This window comes from Herbidospora daliensis (genome assembly GCF_001570585.1).
Classification (GTDB): Bacteria; Actinomycetota; Actinomycetes; order Streptosporangiales; family Streptosporangiaceae; genus Herbidospora; species Herbidospora daliensis.
Window position 1 is genome coordinate 609,994 of the sequence record NZ_BBXF01000003.1, and the last position, 21,432, is coordinate 631,425.

Sequence of the window (21,432 nt, forward strand, 5' to 3'; positions counted from 1 at the left end):
AATTGACAAACCGTCGTCGGAAGAGACCTTGCGTGAGCACACTGTCGGCCGACAAGAAGGCCCTCCTCGCCCAGCGGTTACGGCGCAGGGAGGAGACCCGGGCGATACCCCCGCGCGACCCGGCCGCGCCTCTCGTGCTCTCGCCGGCCCAGGAACGGCTGTGGTTCCTGGAGCAGTACCGGCCGGGCACCACGACCTACACCGTCCCGCTGACGATCCGCCTCCAGGGCGAGCTCGACGACGCGGTGCTCGAATCGGCCTTCCACCAGGTCGCCGCCCGGCACGAGGTGTTCCGCGCCCGGTTCGCCGCCGACGACGAGGGCGTTCCGGTGGTGACCCTGCGGCCCGAGGCCGGGGCCGAGTTCCGGCTGGCCGAGGCGGCCACCGACGACGAGGCCCGGCAGATCGTCGAGGCCGCCCTGACACGCCCGTTCGACCTGGAGCACGGCCCGGTGCTGCGCGCCCTGGTGGTCCGGCTCGCGCCCGGCGACCGGATCCTGCTGCTGTCGGCCCACCACCTGGTCACCGACGGCTGGTCGCACGACATCGTGTTGTCGGAGCTGCTCGCGCTGGCCCGCGGCGAGGAGCCCAAGGCGCCCCCGGCGGTCGCCTACGCCGACTACGCCGTCTGGCAGCGCGACCGCGACCACACCCGCGACATCGCCCACTGGCGCGAGCGGCTGAGCGGCGTCCCGGTGCTCGACCTGCCCGCCGACCGGCCGCGTCCGCCCGAGATGGGCCACGCCGGGGCCGTGTACGAGGTCCCGCTCGACGTGACCATCGCCCGCGACGGCGCCGTGACCCCGTACATGGTGCTGATGGCGACCTTCCAGGTGCTGCTGGGCCGCTACTCGGGCCAGGACGACTTCGCCGTCGCCTCCCCGAGCGCCGGCCGGAGCGTGCCCGAGCTCGACGACGTCGTGGGCATGTTCGTCAACACCCTGGCCATGCGCGCCGACCTGACCGGCGACCCGACCTTCACCGACCTGGTGGCCCGGGTCCGCGACCGCGCCCTCGACGCCTACGCCCACCAGGAGCTCCCGTTCGACCGGCTCGTCCAGGAACTGGAGGTCGAGCGCGACGTCTCCCGCTCGCCGATCGCCCAGGTGACGATGGCGCTGCAGAACTGGCGGCAGGGCCTCGACGGCCACGGCCTGACCCTGACGCCGTTCCGCGTCGAGGCCGGGGTGAGCCGCTTCGACCTGTCGCTCTACCTGTACGAACGCCCCGGCGGCTACTGGGCCCAGTTCGCGTACAACACCGACCTGTTCGACCGCAGCACGGTCGAGCGCCTCGCGGAGCACTTCGCGGCGCTGCTGGCCCAGGTCGTCGCCGACCCCGGCCGGCCGATCTCCTCCTACGCCCTCCCAGCCGGCGAGGCGCTCGCCTTCTCCGACGGCGGCCCCGTGGCGCGGGCGGGAACCCTGCTGCACGAGGTGGTCGACGGCCCGGCCGACCGGGTGGCCGTGCGCTGCGACGGCGTCGACCTGACCTACGGCGAGCTGGCGGACCGTTCCGACGCGCTGGCCGCCCGATTACGCGACCTCGGCGCCGGACGCGACGCCCGGATCGCCGTCTGCCTGGAGCAGTCGGCCGAGATCGCGGTCGCCATCCTCGGCGTGCTGAAGGCGGGCGCCGCCTATGTGCCGCTTGACCCGGCGCAACCCGACGACCGCCTCGCCTACCTCGTCGCCGACGCGGGCATCGAGATCGCCGTCACCCGGCGCGACCTGCCCGGCGTCGCCCACGCCGTCACCCCGGACGAACGCGGCTCGGCGGCGCTGCCCGAGGTCTCCGAGACCGACCTCGCGTACGTCATCTACACCTCCGGCACCACCGGCCGCCCCAAGGGCGTGGCCGTGCAGCACCGGCAGATCCTCACCTATCTCTCCGGCGTCCGCGACCGCCTGGACCCCAGGCCGCAGGGCTCCTACGCCCTCCTCCAGTCGCTCAGCTTCGACTTCGGGATCACCGTCTTCTACCTGTCGCTGATGACCGGCGGCACGCTGACCCTGCTCAACCCGCGCCTCCCGGCCGAGGAGCTCGCCCGCACCATGGCGGAGAGCGACTACCTGAAGATCACCCCGTCGCACCTGGCGTCGCTGCTGCCGGAGGCCGACGTCCTGCCGAAGGAACTGCTGCTGCTCGGCGGCGAGGCCTCCCCGGCCGAGTGGGCCGCGGGCCTGCGGCGGCCCGGCCTGCGGGTGGTCAACCACTACGGGCCCACCGAGACGACGGTCGGGGTCACCACCCACGACGTCCGCGACGGGGAGGCGGGCCTGCTGCCGATCGGCCGCCCGCTGCCGGGCGCGCGCGTCTACGTGCTCGACCCGGCCGGGAACCCGTGCCCGGTCGGCGTGCCCGGCGAGGTCTGTCTCGGCGGCGACCGGCTGGCCCGCGGCTACCTGGGCCGGCCCGCGCTGACCGCCGAGAAGTTCGTGCCCGACCCGTTCGGCGAGCCGGGCGCCCGCATGTACCGCACCGGCGACCTCGGCCGCTGGTCGCCCTCCGGCGAGCTCCAGTTCCTCGGCCGCCGCGACCTCCAGGTGAAGGTCCGCGGCTACCGGGTCGAGCTCGCGGAGATCGAGATCGTCCTGGCCGACCGCGAGGGAGTCGGCCAGGCCGTCGTCGAGCTGCGCGACGACCGCCTCGTCGCCTACCTGGTCGGCGAGCCGCGCGACCTGCGCGCCGAACTGGCCGACCTGCTGCCCGACTACATGATCCCGTCGCGGTACGTCTGGCTGGAGGCCCTGCCGCTCAAGTCGCACGGCAAGGTCGACCGCGCCGCCCTGCCCGACCCCGGCACCGACCGCCAGGCGGCGTCGGCGTACGTCCCCCCGGCGACCCCGCTCGAACAGGCCATCGCCGACGTCTGGGCCGCCGTGCTCAACGTCGACCAGGTCGGCGCCGAGGACGACTTCTTCGCCCTCGGGGGCCACTCCCTGCTGGCCGCCCAGGTCGTGGCCAAGCTCCGCCGCGTCACCGAACGCCCGGTGACGATCATGGACATCTTCCGGCACCGCACCGTCCGGGCCCTCGCCTCCCGCGGCGACGACGGCCCGCGCCGGTTCCTGCACCGCCTCACCCCGCCCCGGCGCACCACCACGAACCTGGTCTGCGTCCCGTACGGCGGCGGCAGCGCCGCGATCTACCAGCCCCTCGCCGACGCCCTGCCCGATCACGTCGCCCTCTACTCCGTCGCCGTGCCCGGCCAGGAGTGGGGCCTCGACGAGGAGGCGCGGCCGGTCCCCGAGGTCGCCGACGCCTGCGTCGCGGAGATCCTCGAACGGGTGCCCGGCCCGATCGCCCTCTACGGCCACTGCGGCCTGGGCGTCATGCTCGCCGTCGAGATCACCCGCCGCCTGGAGGCCGCCGGGCGCGAGGTCGAGGTGCTGCACCTCGGCGGCGTCTTCCCGTTCTCCCGCCCGGGTTCGCTCGCCGGGCGGATCCGCACCGCCGCGGAGAAGCTGCGATCGGACCGCATGTGGGCCAACGGCCTCATCGCGGCCGGTCTCGACGTCGAGGAGCTCGACGACGACCAGCTCAAGGCGATCATCAAGAACCGCCGCGAGGGCACCCGCGAGGCCGAGGCGTACTTCACCCGGCTCTGGTCGGAGTCGGGCGGCCCGGTCATCAACGCGCCGATCACCGCCGTCGTCGGCGAACGCGACCCGGCCACCGAGTTCTACCAGGAACGGTTCCGCGAGTGGCTGCGGCTGGCCCCGGCCAGCTCGTGCGTGGTCCTCGACGAGGCCGGCCACTTCTTCCTCAAGCACCGCGCCGAGGAGCTCGCCGAGATCGTCACCACCCGCGAGAAGGTGCCCCGCACCCCCGAACGCACCTGGTGGACCCAGGCGACCTCCGACGAGCCCGTCGCCGACGAGGGCCCGAAGCCGAGCATGAAACGCTTCGGCGCGGTCGCCGCCGGGCAGCTCGTCTCGATCGTCGGCTCGGCCCTGACCGAGTTCGCCGTGCCGCTGTGGATCTACGTCACCACCGGCTCCCTGGTGAACTTCGCGCTGTTCTCGGTGATCGGCCTGCTCCCCGGCATGCTGGTCGCCCCGCTCGCGGGCGTGATCGTCGACCGGTACGACCGCCGCAAGGTCATGCTCGCCGGAGACGTCGGCGCCTGGTCGACCCAGCTCGCGCTCGGCGTCCTGTTGTGGACCGGCAACCTGCACATCTGGACGATCTTCCCGCTGCTGGCGATCCTGTCGGTCGCGCTGACCTTCCAGCGCCTCGCCTACGGCGCGTCGATCCCGCAGCTGGTGCCCAAACGGCTGCTCGGGCACGCCAACGGCGTCGTGCAGATGGTCACCGGGTCGGTCCAGCTGATCGTGCCGCTGATCGCCGCCGGCCTGATGGCCACGATCGGCCTGGAAGGCATCCTCGTCATCGACGTCGCCAGCTACACCTTCGCCATCGTCTCGGTGCTGCTGGTCAAGTTCCCCCGCGTGATGGGGCTGCGCCGCCGCGAGACCATCTGGGCCGAGATGGTGGCCGGCTTCCGCTACACCTGGTTCAACCGCAGCTTCCGCGCCATGCTGCTGTTCTTCGCCGGCCTGAACGTCTTCCTGTCGCCGCTGTTCCTGCTGCTCAGCCCGCTCGTGCTGGCCTTCGGCGGCAACACGATCGACGACGTGGGCCGGGTGTCGTTCTTCGGCGGCATCGGGGTGCTGCTGGGCGGGCTCGCCATCGCCCTGTGGGGCGGCCCGCGCCGGCGCCGCATGCGCGGCATGCTGCTGGCCACCCTCGCGCTCGCGGTCTTCTGCGCCGTCACCGGCCTGCGGCAGGACCTCGCCGTGATCGCGGTCGGCGCGTTCGGCATGTCGCTCGCGCTGACCGTCGTCAACGGCATCTACGCCACGATCGTCCAGGTCAAGGTGCCGCAGCGGTTCCACGGCCGGGTCATCGCGCTGAACACCCTGATCGCCTGGTCGACCCTGCCGCTGGCCTTCGGGGTGGTCGCCCCGTTCGGCTCGGAGCTCATGGAGAGCCTCGTCGACGGCCCGAAGGGCGCCGGCATCGGGCTCCTGTACGTCGTCTTCGCCGCCGCCATCGCCCTCATCGCCCTCGTGGCGCTGCGGGTGCCGAGGCTGGCCCGGTTCGACGCCGACGTGCCCGACGCCCCGCCGGACGACCTCATCGGTCTTCAGGCGGTGGCGGACCGGCGAGCGGCAACCGCATCACGAAGCTGACGCCGCCCGGGACCGGCTCGACCTTGACCGTGCCGTGGTGGGCCTCGACCACCTCGCGGGCGATGGCCAGGCCCAGGCCGGTGCCGCCGCGCATCCGGCTGCGGGCCGTGTCGAGCCGGGTGAACCGCTCGAAGATGCGCTCACGGTCGGCCTCGGGGATGCCGTCGCCGTCGTTCTGCACCGTCAGCACGGCCTGGTCGCCCTCGGCGGCCAGGCTGACGGTGACCTCGCTGGCGGCGTGCCGGTCGGCGTTGTCGAGCAGCTCGCCGAAGGCCCGCGCGAGTTGCGGCTCGATCGCCTCGACGACCACGCCGGGCTCCAGGCGCAGCTTGCGCGGCATGCGCTCGGAGCTCGGCTTGAGCCGGGCGCCGACCAGCCCGGCCAGGTCGACCCGCTCCTTGACGTTCGCCTCGGCCGAGCCCACCCGGGCCAGGAACAGCAGGTCGGTGCAGATCGCCTCCAGGCGGTCGGTGTCGCGCAGCGCCGCCTCGATCGCCTCCGGCATGTCCTCGGCGTGCAGCCGGCCGCTCTCCAGCTGGGCCCGGATGCCCGCGATGGGGGTGCGCAGCTCGTGGGAGGCGTCGGCGGCGAACTGGCGCTGCTGCTCCACCGCCCGCTGCATGCGGCCCAGGGTCGCGTTGGCGGTGCGCGCCAGCCGGGCGATCTCGTCGTCGCCGGGCGGGACCGGCACCCGCCGGGTGAGGTCGCGGACGGTGATCTCGGCCAGCTCGTTGGTGATGTCCTCGACCGGGTGGAGGGCCCGGCCGGTGATCCGCCAGGCCAGCCAGCCGATCAGCGCCGTCAGCAGGGCGACCTGCACGGCGATGGCCAGGGCCAGGCTACGGGTGGTGAGGAAGCTCGGGGCTTCCCTGGCTGCGTACACGACCTCGCTGTTGGCGCCCGTGGTCGCTCTTATACCGACCCCGTAGACGCAGTTCTTCTCCGGCAGCATGCACGAGGTGAACCGGATGATCCGGTTGTCGGGGGCCGGCCAGACGGCCGTGACCGGGGGCAGGTCGCGGGCCGGGTTGCTCGACTCGATCACCCGGCCGCCGGGGGCGACGACCTGCACGTAGGTGATCTCGTCGCGGATCGGGATGGGGGAGGGCACCTGGCCCATGCGGATCTCCGCCGACACCTGCGAGGCGACGTTCTGGCTGGCCTCGAAGATGTTGTCGATCACCAGCCTGCGGGTGATCAGGTTGCCGCCGACCCCGACCGGGACGAGGATCAGCAGCGCGATGGCCACCGCGACCAGCGTGAGGCGCGCGCGGATCGAGCGGGTCCGCAGCCAGGGGAGGGACATCCCTTGAGGCTACTCACCGTGATCTCATCGCGCCGCCCCGACAACACCAAAGGTCGGCCAAGCCCCGGGCGGGAATCGGACGCCGCCTTATGCTGGACATCCTTCCGGAACACGACCGAAACGTGCGTAAGCCAGTGTGGTGGTCGGCGGGGGAAGAAAGGAGGCTGGTCATGCTGCTGCGTCTGCGGGTGTCGCTGCCCGATCGGCCGGGAGTGCTCGGCCAGGTGGCCAGGGCCTTCGGGGTGATGGGGGCCGACATCCTCCAGGTGACCGTGCTCGAACGCGAAGCGGGCCGGGCGATCGACGACTTCACCGTCTCGTGGTCGGCCGTCTTCAGCGCCGACGAACTGCGCGAGCGCATCGGCGTCGTGCCCGGGGTGCGGGTCGAGGCGGCCTGGCCCACCCGGGAGACGCCCGGCGCGAGCCCCGACTACGACCTGCTCGGCCACGTCGCGGCCGAACCGCAGCGGGCCGTGCTCACCCTGGTCGACGCGGTGCCCGACCTGGTCAGCGCCGAATGGGCGGTCGCCGTCGACTGCGCGTCGGGCGAGGTCGTGCACGGCAGCTGGCAGGCCCCCGAGGCCCTCGACGCCACCCGGCTGACCGCGCCCCGCGCGACGGCGTTCTCCGAGGGCACGCTGAACCTGCTCAGCGTGCCGATCGGCGACCTGTGCCTGGTCGTGGCGCGACGGCAGGGCCCGGCGTTCCACCGGGCCGAACAGGACAAGGTGACCCGGCTGGTCGGCGTGGTCTCGGTGCTCGCCCACGCGGGGGCGAGCCGCTAGCCGCTAGCGACGAGGGGGGTCGATGCGCGCGCCGGTGTGGGTGAACAACATCAGCCGCGACACGTCGACGGCCACCCGGGCGTGCTCGCCCGCGCGCCACGACGGCCGGGCGCCCAGCCGGACGATCAGGTCGGCCCGGCGGTGCGACCCGAGCCCGTTCGGGCCGCCGACGGGCTGCGGGCCTGACGGGGTCTCGTCGGCGTCGGTGTCGGAGTTGAACAACCGCCGCATCATCGACCGGGTCTTCGAGCCGTTGGCCCCGCCGTTCGCGGTCCGGAACCTCGGGTCGGGCGGCTCGGGCACGGCCACGGCCGGGATCCCGCACTCGACGTAGGCCAGCCACTCGTGGCCGTGGTATTCGAGCGTGCGGACCCGGCCCATGAACATCGGGCCGTCCATGCCCTCGGGCATCGGCGCGAGCGCGTCGGGGCGGATGCCGACGATGATCTGGCTGCCGGTGTGTTGTGACACCGCGTAAGCACGTGGATCGGTCCACGGCATCGTGATCTGGTGGGTGCCGAAGTCCAGCATTATGAACTGGTTCTGCGGTGTACGCACCGTGGCCGCCAGCAGGTTGAGCTGCTGCGAGCTGAGGAACGCCGCCGTGAAGGCGGTCGCCGGGTCGTTGTAGACCTGCGCCGGGGTGCCGATGTCCTGCAGCACGCCCCGGTTCATGATCGCGATCCGGTCGGCGAGCGTGAGGGCCTCGATCTGGTCGTGCGTCACGTAGATGGTGGTGACGCCGAGGGCGCGGACGAGGCTGGAGATCTCCATGCGGAGCTCGGTGCGCATGCCGGCGTCGAGGTTCGAGAGGGGCTCGTCCATCAGGAAGAGCGACGGCTGACGCACTATGGCACGGCCCATGGCCACCCGCTGGCGCTGGCCGCCGGAGAGCGTTCCAGGCCGGCGGTCGAGCGTCTCGTCGATGTGCAGCGCCTTCGACAACTCCACGACGCGGTCGCGCACCATCTGGGGGTCGGCTTTGGCGATCTCCAAGGGGAAGGACAGGTTCCCCCGCACCGTCCGGTGCGGATAGAGCGCGCCGTTCTGGAACACCATCGCCACGTCGCGGTCGCGGGGCGCCAGATGGTTGGCGATCTTCCCGCCCAGCCAGAGGTCGCCGTCGGTGATGTCCTCAAGACCGGCGATCATGCGGAGCAAGGTGGACTTCCCGCAGCCCGACGGCCCGAGTAACACCAGTAGTTCGCCGTCCTCGGCGCGCAGATTCATCCGGTCCACAGCCAGGAATCCGCCTGGGTAGACCTTGGTGACGTTGTCGAGGACGACCTGGCTCATAGGTTCTCGTTCCCTTCCGGGCGCGCAGTGCCCGGAGCCCGCCATCTGGGTGATTGATGAGGTAGTACATCGCGTGGGCACGGTCCATGTCCATACATGTCGTGAAAAAGGGGAGGCCGGGGGGTTACCGGGGTGTTGCCGGGACCAGGGGTGACCCAATCGAACGACGGTGACCCGGTGTTCTGGGTGGCCCGAAATGCCGTGAGCTGTATCTGGAGCCCCAACTGGCTTGCGGAACTTCCTGCTGGTTTTCACGACGTTCTTCGTCATGAGCTGACATTTCCCGAAACGCCGACATGAAAGGTTCATTTGACTTCCGGCCCTGACAAGGGCGGATCAAAGGTGAGCGGCCTACTTTCTGCAATGCGAAGAACAGGTGAAGTAGCGTTCCTGGCCCGAAAGCCGCCGGGCGGTGAGGATACGCGCATGAACAACGCCCGGCTCGCCGACATCGCGGTGCAGGCGGGGGTCAGTGAGGCGACCGTGAGCCGCGTGCTCAACGGGAAGGCGGGGGTCTCCCCGTCCACCCGGCAGGCCGTCCTGACTGCCCTCGACTTCATGGGGTACGAACGCCCGCTCCGATTACGCCAGCGCAGCAACGGCCTGATCGGACTGGTCACCCCCGAGCTGGACAACCCCGTCTTCCCGGCCTTCGCCCAGGCGGTCGAGAAGGCCCTGGGCCAGCACGGCTACACCCCCGTCCTGTGCACCCAGCTGTCCGGGGGCGCCCCCGAAGACGAGTTCACCGAGATGCTCATCGACCGGGGCGTCAGCGGCATCGTCTTCATCTCCGGCCTGCACGCCGACGCCACCGCCCGCATGGACCGCTATACCCGGATGACCGACCGCGGCCTGCCGATCGTCCTGGTCGACGGCTACAACGAGGCGATCCAGGCGCCCTTCATCTCCCCGGACGACCGCCTGGCCACCCGCCTGGCCGTCCGCCACCTGGTCGACCTCGGGCACGAGCGCATCGGGCTCGCGCTCGGCCAGCGCCGGTTCGTCCCGGCCCTGCGCAAGATCGAGGGCTTCCGGCAGGCCATGACCCACCTGCCCCGGGCCGCCGACGCCGACGACCTGATCGAGCACAGCCTGGCCACGGTCGAGGGGGGCCAGGCGGCGGCGGGGGCGCTGTTCGACCGGGGCTGCACGGCCGTGTTCTGCGCCAGCGACCTGATGGCCCTCGGCGCGATCAGGGCCGCCCGGCAGCGCGGGCTCAACGTGCCCGGCCACGTCTCGGTGGTCGGCTTCGACGACTCCCCGCTGATCCCGTTCACCGACCCGCCGCTGACGACCGTGCGCAAGCCCATCGGCGCGATGGCCTCGGCGGCCGTGGAGACCCTGCTGGAGATCGTCGACGGCGCGCCGTCGAAGAACCTGGAGCTGATGTTCCAGCCCGAGCTGGTGGTCCGCCGCTCGACCGGCGCCAGGCACGGGAAGGGCCCGTGACGTCCTGGTTGGGTGTCACGGGCCCCGGTACCCATGGCCGTGTTTCCGGGTTGCGGACGCGGGCATGGCCGCCAGCTTCGGCCGAGGGAGGATGGCCTGGCTGACGAGGCTGTCAACGGAGCCTGGCGGCCTCCGCGGCGAGTTTCTCGATGAGGGCGTAGTCTCCGGCGGCCAGCGCGTCGGCGGGCGTGAGCCACGTGCCGCCGACGCAGCCGACGTTGGGCAGCGCGAGGTAGTCGGGCGCGGTCGCCAGGCGGATGCCGCCGGTGGGGCAGAAGCGCACCTCGGGCAGCGGGCCGCCCAGGGCCTTCAGGTAGCCGACGCCGCCGGCCTGCTCGGCCGGGAAGAACTTCATCTCCCGCAGGCCGCGCTCGAACAGCGCCATGACCTCGGTCGCGGTCGCCACGCCCGGCAGGAACGGCACGCCCGAGGCGGTCATCTCGTCGATCAGGGCGGCGGGGGAGCCGGGGGAGACCAGGAAGCTCGACCCCGCCTCGACGGCGGCCGCGACGTCGGCGGGGCGGCGGACCGTGCCCGCGCCCACGACCGCTCCCTCGACCTCGGCGGCGATCCGGCGGATCGACTCCAGCCCGGCCTCGGTCCGCAGGGTGACCTCGATGACCGGCAGCCCGCCGGCCACCAGGGCGCGGGCCATCGGCACGGCGGTGTCGACGTCGTCGATCACGACGACGGGCACCACGGGGGCGAGGTCGAGGAGGGAACTCATACGTACTCCACACTAGTGGCCCGCTGCTGGAGCCAGGCGGCCGCACCCGTCAGAGCGGGCTGCTCGGCGACGATCAGCGAGGTGGCGATGGCGGTCAGATAGTCGGACAGGGCCGGACCGGTCAGTTCGAACCGGGACCGGAAGTCGCTGCCGCGGACGCGGTCGACGATCCGGGGCAGCACCCCGCCGCCGAGGTAGACGCCGCCGCGCGCGCCCAGCGTGAGCGCGACGTTGCCGGCGAACCCGCCCAGCAGGGCGAGGAACACCTCGACGGTCTCGTGGCACAGGTCGTCGTCGCCCGCCACGATCTCCGAGGCGCTCTTGCGGGTGGTCTTGATGCCGCGGACCAGAGCGAGGCCCCGGTGCAGCCGGGGCAGGCCCGAGCCCGAGAGCAGGTGCTCGGCGTCGACGTAGGGCAGGCCGTCGGCGCGCAGCGCCTTGACGATCTCGAACTCCAGGTCGGTCACCGCCGGGACGGACACGTGCCCGCCCTCGCCCGGCACCGGCACCCAGCCGTCGCCGGCCGGCACCAGGCCGGCCACGCCCAGCCCCGTGCCGGGCCCGAGCACCGCCTTCACCATCCCGGCCGCCGGCGCCGGGCCGCCCAGCGCCACCAGGTCGTCGCCCGCCAGGTGGGGCAGCGAGATCGCCAGCGCCTCGAAGTCGTTCAGCACGTGCGACTGCGGGATGCCGAGGCCCGTCACCGAGCCCGACCACGAACCGTTGGTCAGTGTGTAGTGGTCACCCTTGACCGGCCCGGCGATCGCCACGCAGGCCGCGCCCGGCCGCACGCCGTCGGCGTGGTCGGCCAGATACGCGGATATCGCGTCGGGCAACGTCGGGTGTTCCGCCACGTTGAGGACGGCCACCGCCTCGGGCACCGCGCCCGGCCCGGAGACGATTCCAAAACGTGCATTGGTGCCGCCGATGTCGGCGACGAGCCAGGGGTAGCTCACTTAGAACCCTCCGAAGATGCTGGCACCGCGTTCCGCGGGTCCAACCGTACGACGGAAGGCGGCAAAAAGCTCGCGTCCGGTTCCCACCCATTTGTCATCAGGTTTCGCGGCGCCGTCGGGGGTCCGGGCGCTCAGGTCGGCCAGCACGTCGAGCGTCCCGGCGGTCGAGTCGAGCCTGATCGGGTCGCCGTCCCTGATCAGCGCGATCGCGCCGCCGTCGGCCGCCTCGGGCGACAGGTGGATCGCGGCGGGCACCTTGCCCGACGCGCCCGACATACGGCCGTCTGTAACGATTGCGACCTTCTGTCCTCGGTCGAGCAGCACGGCCAGCGGCGGGGTCAGCTTGTGCAGCTCCGGCATGCCGTTGGCGCTCGGCCCCTGGTAGCGCACGACCGCGACGAAGTCCTGTCCGTCGAGCTCACCGGCCTCGAACGCGCGCAGCAGGTCGAGCTGGTCGTCGAACACCTTCGCCGGCGCCTCGATCACCAGGTGCTCGGGCTTGACCGCCGACACCTTCGACACCGCCCGGCCCAGGTTGCCGCCGACCATGTGGATGCCGCCGTCGGGCGAGAAAGGTTCATCGGCGGGGCGCAGCACCGACAGGTCGCCGCTGCCTTCGGCGCGCTCGGTCCAGACGAGCTCTCCCTCCTTCAGCTCCGGCGCCGACCGGTAGAGGCCGAGCCCCCGCCCGGCCACCGTCAGCACGTCGTCGTGCAGCAGCCCGGCGTCCAGCAGCGTGCCGATGAACACCTGCATGCCGCCTGCGGCGTGGAAGTGGTTCACGTCGGCTTCGCCGTTGGGGTACATCCGGGTCAGCAGCGGCACGACCTTCGACAACGCCGCCATGTCGTCCCAGGTCAGCGTGATGCCGGCGGCGTTAGCCATGGCGACCAGGTGCATGGTGTGGTTGGTCGAGCCGCCCGAGGCCAGCAGCGCGACGACGGCGTTCACGATCGCCTTCTCGTCGACGACGTGGCCGATCGGGGTGTACTCGTCGCCGTGCGCGGTCAGCTCCACCACACGCTTGGCGGCTGCGGCCGTCAGCGCGTGGCGCAGCTCGGTGCGCGGGTTGACGAAGGTCGAGCCCGGCAGGTGCAGGCCCATGACCTCCATCAGCAGCTGGTTGGAGTTGGCGGTGCCGTAGAAGGTGCAGGTGCCGGGGGAGTGGTAGCTGTCGGCCTCGGCGTCGAGCATCTCCGCGCGGCCGATCTTGCCCTCGGCGAACTTCTGCCGGGCCCGCGCCTTCACCTTGTTCGGCAGCCCCGACGTCATCGGCCCGGCCGGCACGAACATCGCCGGCAGGTGCCCGAACCGCAGCGCCCCGATGAACAGCCCCGGCACGATCTTGTCGCAGACCCCGAGCAGCAGCGAGGCGTCGAACATGTCGTGCGAGAGCGCGATGGCCGTCGACATGGCGATGACGTCGCGGCTGTAGAGGGACAACTCCATGCCCGCGCGGCCCTGGGTGACCCCGTCGCACATGGCCGGCACCCCGCCGGCCACCTGCGCGACACCCCCGGCCGCCCGGACCGCCTTCTTGAGTTCCGGCGGGTAGCTCTCGTACGGCTGGTGCGCCGAGAGCATGTCGTTGTACGACGTCACGATCGCCACGCCCGGCCGGGTGGACGCCCGCAGCAGCGGCTTGTCGTCACCGGCGGCGGCGAACCCGTGCGCCAGGTTGGCGCAGCCCAGATGGCCCCGTGCGGGCCCCCGTCGACGCAGCTCGGCCGCGTCGGCGTCCACACGGGACAGGTAGGCGGTGCGGGACTCCCGGCTGCGATCGGCGATGCGTTGGGTGACCTCGGCCACGGCCGGGTGTGTCATGACGTCCCCTCCTCAATACGGACAAGGGGGACATTAGCCCGAACCTTAGGTATTCATCAAGCCGACTTTTGTAACTTAGAATGAATAAGTCGGTGAACTTCGGTCAACCACTATGCTTGAGGCGATGCCACGTATGTCACGGATTGCCACCACCGGTGAGGTGCTCCAGCTGATCCGCGGCGGAGAGGCGACGACCCGCGCCGAGATCGGCCGCGTCACCGCGCTCTCCCGCCCCGCGGTCACCCACCGCGTCAACGAGCTGCTGCAACGCGGCCTCGTCGTGGAGGACGCCGAAGGCCCGTCGACCGGCGGCCGGCCCCCCGTGCGGCTGCGCTTCAACGCCTCGGGCGGCGTCGTGGCCGTGGCCTCCCTGGGCGCCAGCCGCACCCAGATCGCCCTGTGCGACCTGGCCGGCGATGTGATCGAACGCACAGACCTGGTGATCGACGTCGAGTCGGGCCCCGACGCCGTCCTCGGCCTCGTGATGGACACGTGGGAGAAACTGCTGGAGGGCCGGGGCCCTCTCGCGGGCGTCGGCCTGGGCGTGCCCGCCACCGTCGAATACGCCCGGGGCCGCACCGAGTCGGCCCGCGTGATGGCCTCGTGGACGGGCGTCGAGATCCCGCCCCGCATCGCCAAACGCTTCCCCGTCCCGGTCCTGGTCGACAACGACGTGAACGTCATCGCGATGGGCGAACACCGCGGCGTCTACCCCGACCAGGACGACCTGCTGTTCGTGAAGGTCTCCACCCGCATAGGAGCCGGCGTCGTCTCCAGCGGCACCGTCATGCGCGGCGCCCTCGGCGCGGCCGGCGAGATCGGCCACATCCCGGTCCGCGACGGCGGCGGCGTGTTGTGCCGCTGCGGCAACCTCGACTGCGTCGACTCGGTCGCCAGCGGCACCGCGATCCTGCGCACCCTCCGCGAACGCGGCCGCGACGTCGAGACCCTCGCCGACGTGACCGTCCTGGTCCGCCAGGGCGACGCCGAGACGATGGCCGTGGTCCGCCAGGCCGGCCGCTGGCTCGGCGAGGTCATCGCCAGCGCGGTCAACCTGCTCAACCCGTCGGTGGTGGTGCTCGGCGGCGACGTGGCGGAGATGTTCCAGCCGCTCGTCTCGGGCGTGCGCGAGGTCGTCTACCAGCGCTCCACCCAGCTCGCCACCCGCAGCCTCCGCATCGAACGCAGCCGCCTGGGCCCGGGAGCGGGCATCACCGGCTGCGCCCTCCTGGTGATCGACCGCATCCTCGACCCCGACGCGATCTGACGGGGGGACGACCCCCCGAACCCCCCGCTGTGAGGGGGCTGCGCCCCCTCACGCTCCCCCCGGCCCGCTTCGCGGTCCCGGCCGTCGCATTCGCTCCGGAGGTCGCTGCCGCTCCCGGGCGAAGGGCTCCGCCCCTCGCACTCCCTGGAAAGCCTCGCTCCGCTCGGACGGCTGCTCGCTCCGCTCGAAATCCTTTTTCCGTTACGGCTCCGCCCGGCCGGCCACCCGACCCCCTGCCGCCACCCGATCTCTCAGCGTGGCGGGTGAGATCATCCTCCCCATCTGAAACATCCGAACTCGGGCGGAATGTGATCAAATTCGGGGTGCCGATCCCCTCCCACGGTTCGCGGGGCCCGCGTGTCGGGGCCTGGCGGCGGGCCTCTGCGGGGCGGGGAACCCCTCCACGCACAGGAGTACCGTTTGACCACTCCCGAGAGTCTCCCCGACTTCCCCGACGGGCTTCCCGCCGGGATCGACACCACGACCACCAGCGCGGCGCGGATCTACGACTACCTGCGCGGGGGCACGAACAACTTCGAGGTCGACCGTCAGGCCGCCGAGGTGTTCAAGCAGCGTTTCCCCGAGGCGATGCCGTCGGTGCGGGCGACCGTCCAGTTCCTCAAGCGGGTGGTGCCGTTCCTGGCCGACCAGGGGGTCGCCCGGTTCCTCGACATCGGCGCGGGTCTGCCCACCGACGACAACGTGCACGAGATCGCCCAGCGGCGCCGGCCGGACGCCCGCGTCGTCTACGTCGACAACGATCCCATGGCCGTCGCCATGGCCGCGACGATGCTGAGCGACAACCCGCTGACCCGCTACGTCCGGGGCGACTTCCGGCGGCCGCAGGAGATCCTCGCCGACCCCGCCGTCCGGGAGCTGCTGGAGCCCGGCGAGCCGGTCGCGCTGATGCTGGTGGCGCTGCTCCACTTCGTCCCCGACCACGAGAAGCCCGCCGAGGCGATGCGCACGCTCGTCGACGCCCTGCCGCCGGGCAGCTACGTGGCCCTGTCGCACGCGTGCACCGACGGCTTCGACGCGACCGCCCTCGACGGCATCGCCGACGCCAACCAGGCGCTCACCGCGCCGTTCATCCTGCGGCCGAGCGACGAGGTCGCCGCCATGTTCGAGGGCCTGGAGCTGGTGCCGCCGGGGCTGGTGCAGTGCGGCCGGTGGACGGTGAACGGCGAGGAACCGAACCATCTGAACTCCCGCATCCTCGGCGGGGTCGCGGTCAAGCCCTGATCCGCGGTTTCGCGCGACCCTCCGGCGAAGGCCGGAGGGGTTTCGACTTAGGAGCCCCGTGGAAAAGCCCGACGGCGACCGCGCGCCCTCATTGGCGCACGTCTACCTCCACCTGGTCGGATCGGAGCGGGAACGGCCGCAGGACCGCAGGGCGGCCGACGAGGTGGCCGCCGCCGCGCCCGCGCTGGTCGACCTCGCCCGGCAGAGCACCCGGTTCCTCATGGAGGCCGTCGCCTACTGCGCCCGGCAGGGCGTCGACCAGTTCCTCGACATCGGGTCGGGCACGCCCGGCAGCCCTCCCGTCCACGAGGCGGCGCACGCCGTGAACCCGGCCGCCCGCATCGTGTACGTCGACAGCGACCCGGGCGCCCCCAGCCGGGTGCCTCCCCGGCACTTCGACGCCACCCGGCGGGTGTGGCAGATCAAGGCCGCGGCCGGCGACACCGAGGGCATCCTGTCGCACGGCACCGTCATCCGGGTCCTCGACCTGACCCGCCCGGTCGCCGTCCTGTGGACCTCGACCATGTCGCTGATCCCCGACCACGACGACCCGGTCGGCATCGCCCGGGCGATGATGGAGGAGATGCCGTCCGGCAGCCACATGGTGATGTCCCACGTCACCTCCGACGGCGCCGACCCGGAGATGCTGGCGTACGTGCACCGCCGGAACCCGCTGTTCCACCGGCCGCTGCAGCTGCGGCGACGCCACCAGATCGTGTCGTTCTTCGACGGCCTCGACCTGGTCGGGCCCGGCCTGGTGCCGGTGACCGACTGGCCGGCCCCGGCCGACCCGCCGGTCGTGCTGCCGCTCTCGGGGTACGCCGCGGTCGGCCGCAAACCCTGACCGCGTCACTTCCGGTACGCGTCCTCGACGGCGCGGGCCTTGGCCAGGCACGCCGCGCGCCGCCTGCGGTCGCCGTGCAGGTCGGCCGCCTGCCACCACGCCGCCACGGCCGTCCACCGGTCGCCGGCCGACGCCAGCAGGTCGCCGTGGTGCTCGTGGATCGTCGCCGCCACCCGGGCCAGGCCCGCGTACTCGGCCAGTTCGGCCGCCGGGAGCGACAACGCGATCGCCTCGTCGGCCTCCCCGGCCTCGGTCAGGACCCGGATCAGCGCCCACGTGGCGACCACCTCGTAGGAGGCGCGTTCGTCGCCGGGGCTGGGCCGCGTCCCCTCGGGGAGTTCCCGGGCGCGGGAGAGCGCCCGGCGCGACAGCGCGACCGCTTCGGCCAGGTCGCCCTCGCGCGCCGCCACGTCGGCCGACGAGACGTCGGCGTTGATCATGGGCAGCGGATCCTGCGATTCGGCCGCGACCGCGACCGCCCGGTCGGCGTCCTCCCGGCCCGCGTCGAGGCGGCCGGCCCTGGTGTGCAGGCGGGCCCGCAGGGCGAGGGCGCGGGCCAGCGCCCGCCGGTCCTGCCGCTCGGCGAAGTGGTCGATGCTGGTGGCCAGCATCGGCAGCGCCCGCCGCCCCTCACCCTGGCGGGCCAGCAGCCGCGCCATCCGGTACCGCGCCTCGGCCGCGATCTTGACGTCGGTGTCCTCGGCGGCGTTCAGCACCATCCGCCACATCGTGTACGCCTCGCCGGTGCGCCCGTTCACGTACAACCACGCCGACAACCGGCGGGCCAGGCCGCAGGCGAACAGGACCTGCTGCTGCCGGCAGGCCACCTTCACCGCCGTCAGCAGGGAGGCCGTCGAGGCGGCGAACCAGGCGCGGGCGTCGTCCTCGATGAGCGCGAACGCCGCCTTGAGGCCGGTCGGCTGCGGGCCGAACGACGTGATCGCCTGCAGGGCGGGCGCGAACGGCTCGACCGGCATGAACCCGTCGGCGAAGGTGACCAGCAGCAACCACGCGACGAGCATGCGCCGCATCGTCGACTCGTGCTCGGGCGCGTGCCCGGGGTCGGCCAGCCGGGCGTGCGCGAACTCGCGGAACAGGTCGTGCATCGCCCACCGGTCGCGGCCGGCGCCGTCGAGCCCGGCGGGGAAGATCATGTTGTGCCGGGCCAGGGTCTCGTGGACCGGCGCGGGGTCGTCGACGCCGAGCAGCATCGCGGCCTGCCAGTCGAGCCACGGGCCCGGCCCGGCCATGCCCAGCATCCGGTACGCCGCCCGCGCGTCCTCCGGTAAGAAGGTGTAGCTGGACTGGAGCAGCCCCTCCACGACGGCGTCGCCGTTGCGCAGGTGCGGCAGCACCTCGGCCCCCGACAGGCGCGCCGCCAGGCCGGTCAGCCCGAGGTCAGGGCGGGTGGCCAGCACGCCGGTGGTGACGCGGACGGCGAACGGCAACCCGCCGCACGCCGCGGCGATCGAGGCGGCCGCGCCCGGGTCGGCGTCGACGAGGTCGGCGCCCACGATGCCGCGCAGCATCTCGAGCGACTCGTGCTCCAAGACGGGCTCGACCCGGAACGGCGCCGCCTCGGGCAGGCTCAGCAGCAGCCGCGAGGTCACCATGACCGCGCTCCCGGCGCCGGCGGGCACCAGCGGGGTCACGTGGTGGTCGGAGGTGACGTCGTCGATCACGACCAGGACCCGCCGGTCGGCCAGCATGGTGCGCATCAGCGCGGTCCGTTCTGCCACCGCGCCCGGGACGTCGGCGTCGGCGACGCCGAGCCCGCGCAGCAGCTCGGCCAGCAGGTCGGCCGGTTTGCGCGGCTGCTCCGACATGCCCGACATGGCCAGCCAGATCTGCCCGTCAGGGAAGGCGTCGCGGATCCGGTGCGCGACGTGCACGGCCAGCGCGGTCTTCCCCACGCCCGCCGGTCCGGACAGGGTGACGACGGGCACGCCGTCGTGGGTGCGGGTGACGGCGCGGGCGACGTCCCGCACCAGACGGGCCCGGCCGGAGAAGCCGACGACGGCCGGGGGGAGCTGCTGCGGCACCCGGGCACGCTCCGGCGGCGCGTCCGGGAACGCTCCCGCCGCCGGGGGCACCACGGGAGACAGGCCGGCCACCTGGAGCGCGTCGGCCTCAGGAAGGTCGGCGCTGATGGCGTCCCGCACCGCCCGCATCACCCGGCCCGGCCCGGAGCCGGTCTCGTCGTGGAGCATCCGCGCCGCCGCCTCGTAGTGCGAGAGCGCCGCCCGCCGCTGGTCGTTGCGGTAGAGGCTGACCATCAGCAGCGTGTGCAGGTCTTCGGCGAACGGGTCGTCGACCAGGACCGGCCGCAGGCTGCCCGCCAGCTCCACCCACTGCCCCGCCCGCGCCTGCAGCCGGAACAGCGCGGCGCGGGCCGTCGTGAACTCCTCCGTCAGCGACACCCTGACCGCGTCCAGTTCCGGCGTCTCGGGCAGGTCGCCGAGCGGCTCGTCGTCCCACCGCCGCAGGGCCGCCTTCAGCGCCTCGATCGCCGCGGCGCGGCGGCCGGCGGCCTGGTGGTCGTGGGCCGCCGCGACCAGGGCGCGGAACTCGTGGACGTCGACCTCGTCGGCGTCGGCCAGCTCGATGCGGTAGACGTCGGCCAGCACCGGGACCCGGCCGGGGAGTTTGCGCCGCAGCTGGTAGATCGCCGACGAGAGCGAGTTCCCGTTGCGTTCGCGAGGGCCCCAGACGGCGTCCGCGAGCGCGTCGGGGGAGCTTCCCCGGGGGCCGGCGACGATCAGGCAGGTCAGGAGACGCCGGTGGATCGGGGACAGGGAGATCCCGCCCCCGGATTCGTCGGCGACGTGTGTTCTCCGCCGCAGGACCGCGAACCGCACACCACTCCCGTTCCTGACGTTCCGCCTCAACGTGAAGGAAGTCGCCACAAATCATTAGCGACCCATTAGCGCCCCATCATCACACGATGAGTCCCGGAGGCTATGGTCACGCCCACAGGACTCGCGCCCTGGCGAGGGGCGCGTGGGGGAGGTCCCCTCGGGCACACCCGAAACAACCCCCAAGTGCCCGGGGGGACACCGCCGCCGGCGTCAGTGGGCGCAGACCAGGCAGGCCAGCGCGTGCTCCAGCGCCTCCGGGCTCTGCGCCGGCGTCGGCCACGGCATCCGGACCAGCCGGTCGCGGCCCGCCCTGACCGTCGCGCCGTACCGGTCGAGCTCCCACAACCACGCGTCGGGGGCCGGTTCGCCCATCAGCCGCTCCACGGCGGCCACCAGCTGCGCCCGGTGCGAGGAGTTCACGTGGTGCAGCATGCGTTCGGCCACGTCGAGGAACGGGTCGGGCTCGGCGTCGAGGTAGTCGTCGGAGTCGAGGACGCCCGACTCGGTGCCCGTCAGGTAGACCACGTCGGCCACGTCGACGCGCAGCAGGCGCGGGGCGCGGTCGCCGTTCTCGATGACGGCGAAGAGGTCCTCGTCGGGGCAGCGTTCGGCGATGGCGACGGCCGTCTCGCGGACCTCGTGGCCGGGGACCGTGGCGGCCCAGCCCCTGATCTTCAGCATGCCCCGGGCGCGTTCGGCCTCGCCCATGGTGCGGGTGGCGACCAGGTCGACGGTGACCGCCAGGTCGTCGCGGCAGCCGTACAGGACCTCATCGGGTTTGACCAGCAGGACCGGGCGGCCCTGCGCGTCGACGCCGCCGCGCGCCGGGAGGGCCGTCAGCTCGGAGCCGGCCACCGCGACGTGCGTGGGCGCCGCCGTCGCGGCCAGGGTGCGGACGCGTTCGGTGATCGGGGGAGCCGAGACGGGCTGGGTCATCGTGACTCTCCTTCGGTCTGTTAAGGTAAGGCTTACCTTAGCAAGGGTTACCTAACCACAGAGGAGTGCACGTGCGCTACACGGGTCCGAAGGTGCGGTTGTCGCGGCGGGCGGGCGTCCCGCTGACCCGCAAGGCCGTGAAGTACTTCGAAGCGCGGCCCTACCCGCCCGGGGAGCACGGCCGGAAGACCAACCGCCGCAACGTCGGCGACTACGGCATGCGGCTGATGGAGAAGCAGAAGCTGCGCTGGTACTACGACGTGTCCGAGCGCCAGCTGCGCCGCTACTGGGACCTGGCCGTGCGCCGCCCCGGACGCTCTGGCGAGGAGCTGCTGGCCATCCTGGAGACCCGGCTCGCCTCGGTCGTGGTCCGCTCGGGGCTGGCCGCCTCGATCTACGCCGCCCGCCAGTACGTCAACCACGGCCACATCACCGTCGACAGCCGTAAGGTCGACATCCCCAGCTACCTCGTCAAGCCCGGCCAGGTCATCGGCGTGCGGGCCCGGTCGCGGCAGATGCAGCCGTTCGTCGCCGCCGCCGAGGGCGTCTACGCCGACGAGCGCCCGGCCGCCTATCTGTCGGTCGACCTGAAGGAGCTCACGGTGACCCTTGTGTCGGCGCCGACGCGCGAGCAGATCGCCGTCCCGGTCGACGAGCAACTCGTCGTGGAACACTACTCTCGGTAGCCTTTGGCCGGGGATCGCCGTATTTCCCGGGGTCCCCGGGCATTCGTTCGACCGCGAT

General features: G+C 72.5%; 14 protein-coding genes. 7 read left to right on the forward strand and 7 right to left on the reverse strand.

Features of this window, described 5'->3' with window-relative positions; genetic code table 11:
• The first annotated feature begins 32 nt into the window (after positions 1 to 32).
• Positions 33 to 5,198 carry a non-ribosomal peptide synthetase/MFS transporter gene (locus AW274_RS18005; protein WP_062433399.1) on the forward strand — a complete coding sequence of 1,722 codons (5,166 nt, stop codon included), beginning with the start codon at positions 33 to 35 and terminating at the stop codon, positions 5,196 to 5,198.
• Here AW274_RS18005 and AW274_RS18010 read toward each other — a convergent pair.
• Complete coding sequence (locus AW274_RS18010; RefSeq protein ID WP_062433403.1) at positions 5,143 to 6,504, reverse strand: sensor histidine kinase; 1,362 nt, start codon at positions 6,502 to 6,504, stop codon at positions 5,143 to 5,145. The two genes, AW274_RS18005 and AW274_RS18010, sit on opposite strands and share 56 nt — an antisense overlap.
• Before the next feature lie 170 nt (positions 6,505 to 6,674).
• On the opposite strand from AW274_RS18010, the gene AW274_RS18015 reads away from it, so the two are divergent.
• Positions 6,675 to 7,289 carry an ACT domain-containing protein gene (locus tag AW274_RS18015; protein ID WP_062433405.1) on the forward strand — a complete coding sequence of 205 codons (615 nt, stop codon included), beginning with the start codon at positions 6,675 to 6,677 and terminating at the stop codon, positions 7,287 to 7,289.
• 3 nt (positions 7,290 to 7,292) lie between these two features.
• Here AW274_RS18015 and AW274_RS18020 read toward each other — a convergent pair whose 3' ends face one another.
• Positions 7,293 to 8,585, reverse strand: a complete 1,293-nt coding sequence (locus AW274_RS18020; protein ID WP_062433408.1) for an ABC transporter ATP-binding protein — start codon at positions 8,583 to 8,585, stop codon at positions 7,293 to 7,295.
• Positions 8,586 to 9,011: 426 nt separating this feature from the next.
• Between AW274_RS18020 and AW274_RS18025 the strand changes: the two genes are divergently transcribed.
• Positions 9,012 to 10,034: a LacI family DNA-binding transcriptional regulator gene (locus AW274_RS18025; RefSeq protein ID WP_062331177.1), complete on the forward strand. Its 1,023-nt coding sequence runs from the start codon at positions 9,012 to 9,014 to the stop codon at positions 10,032 to 10,034.
• A gap of 112 nt (positions 10,035 to 10,146) precedes the next feature.
• Here AW274_RS18025 and eda read toward each other — a convergent pair whose 3' ends face one another.
• The 3 genes from eda to edd are packed head-to-tail and all read right to left on the reverse strand — an operon-like array spanning position 10,147 to position 13,541.
• Positions 10,147 to 10,761 (reverse strand): bifunctional 4-hydroxy-2-oxoglutarate aldolase/2-dehydro-3-deoxy-phosphogluconate aldolase, encoded by a 615-nt coding sequence (eda, locus tag AW274_RS18030; RefSeq protein ID WP_062433412.1) that lies wholly within the window; start codon positions 10,759 to 10,761, stop codon positions 10,147 to 10,149.
• Complete coding sequence (locus tag AW274_RS18035) at positions 10,758 to 11,717, reverse strand: glucokinase (protein WP_062433415.1); 960 nt, start codon at positions 11,715 to 11,717, stop codon at positions 10,758 to 10,760. Before AW274_RS18035 ends, eda begins: the two co-directional genes overlap by 4 nt.
• Positions 11,718 to 13,541: a phosphogluconate dehydratase gene (gene edd / locus AW274_RS18040; protein WP_062433417.1), complete on the reverse strand. Its 1,824-nt coding sequence runs from the start codon at positions 13,539 to 13,541 to the stop codon at positions 11,718 to 11,720.
• A gap of 133 nt (positions 13,542 to 13,674) precedes the next feature.
• Here edd and AW274_RS18045 point away from each other — a divergent pair, with 133 nt between their 5' ends.
• The 3 genes from AW274_RS18045 to AW274_RS18055 all read left to right on the forward strand — a co-directional run bounded on the left by AW274_RS18045 (position 13,675) and on the right by AW274_RS18055 (position 16,894).
• Complete coding sequence (locus AW274_RS18045) at positions 13,675 to 14,808, forward strand: ROK family transcriptional regulator (RefSeq protein ID WP_157520378.1); 1,134 nt, start codon at positions 13,675 to 13,677, stop codon at positions 14,806 to 14,808.
• Between the two features lie 420 nt (positions 14,809 to 15,228).
• Complete coding sequence (locus tag AW274_RS18050; RefSeq protein WP_062433422.1) at positions 15,229 to 16,050, forward strand: SAM-dependent methyltransferase; 822 nt, start codon at positions 15,229 to 15,231, stop codon at positions 16,048 to 16,050.
• Between the two features lie 58 nt (positions 16,051 to 16,108).
• On the forward strand, positions 16,109 to 16,894 hold the full coding sequence (locus tag AW274_RS18055; RefSeq protein WP_062433425.1) for an SAM-dependent methyltransferase: 786 nt from the start codon (positions 16,109 to 16,111) through the stop codon (positions 16,892 to 16,894).
• Positions 16,895 to 16,899: 5 nt separating this feature from the next.
• Here the strand turns inward: AW274_RS18055 and AW274_RS18060 are convergent, their stop codons facing one another.
• Together AW274_RS18060 and AW274_RS18065 are read right to left on the reverse strand one after the other, a co-directional pair.
• Positions 16,900 to 19,752: an AfsR/SARP family transcriptional regulator gene (locus tag AW274_RS18060; RefSeq protein WP_062433428.1), complete on the reverse strand. Its 2,853-nt coding sequence runs from the start codon at positions 19,750 to 19,752 to the stop codon at positions 16,900 to 16,902.
• A gap of 210 nt (positions 19,753 to 19,962) precedes the next feature.
• Complete coding sequence (locus AW274_RS18065; RefSeq protein WP_062433431.1) at positions 19,963 to 20,688, reverse strand: DUF2470 domain-containing protein; 726 nt, start codon at positions 20,686 to 20,688, stop codon at positions 19,963 to 19,965.
• A gap of 71 nt (positions 20,689 to 20,759) precedes the next feature.
• Between AW274_RS18065 and rpsD the strand changes: the two genes are divergently transcribed.
• On the forward strand, positions 20,760 to 21,374 hold the full coding sequence (gene rpsD / locus AW274_RS18070; RefSeq protein ID WP_062433436.1) for a 30S ribosomal protein S4: 615 nt from the start codon (positions 20,760 to 20,762) through the stop codon (positions 21,372 to 21,374).
• The last annotated feature ends 58 nt before the right edge of the window (positions 21,375 to 21,432 follow it).

Coding starts and splice junctions, on each gene's coding strand:
- AW274_RS18010 (WP_062433403.1), bottom strand. CDS start 6,504: ATGTCCCTCCCCTGGCTGCGGACCCGCTCGATCCGCGCGCGCCTCACG.
- AW274_RS18015 (WP_062433405.1), top strand. CDS start 6,675: ATGCTGCTGCGTCTGCGGGTGTCGCTGCCCGATCGGCCGGGAGTGCTC.
- AW274_RS18020 (WP_062433408.1), bottom strand. CDS start 8,585: ATGAGCCAGGTCGTCCTCGACAACGTCACCAAGGTCTACCCAGGCGGA.
- AW274_RS18025 (WP_062331177.1), top strand. CDS start 9,012: ATGAACAACGCCCGGCTCGCCGACATCGCGGTGCAGGCGGGGGTCAGT.
- eda (WP_062433412.1), bottom strand. CDS start 10,761: ATGAGTTCCCTCCTCGACCTCGCCCCCGTGGTGCCCGTCGTCGTGATC.
- edd (WP_062433417.1), bottom strand. CDS start 13,541: ATGACACACCCGGCCGTGGCCGAGGTCACCCAACGCATCGCCGATCGC.
- AW274_RS18045 (WP_157520378.1), top strand. CDS start 13,675: ATGTCACGGATTGCCACCACCGGTGAGGTGCTCCAGCTGATCCGCGGC.
- AW274_RS18065 (WP_062433431.1), bottom strand. CDS start 20,688: ATGACCCAGCCCGTCTCGGCTCCCCCGATCACCGAACGCGTCCGCACC.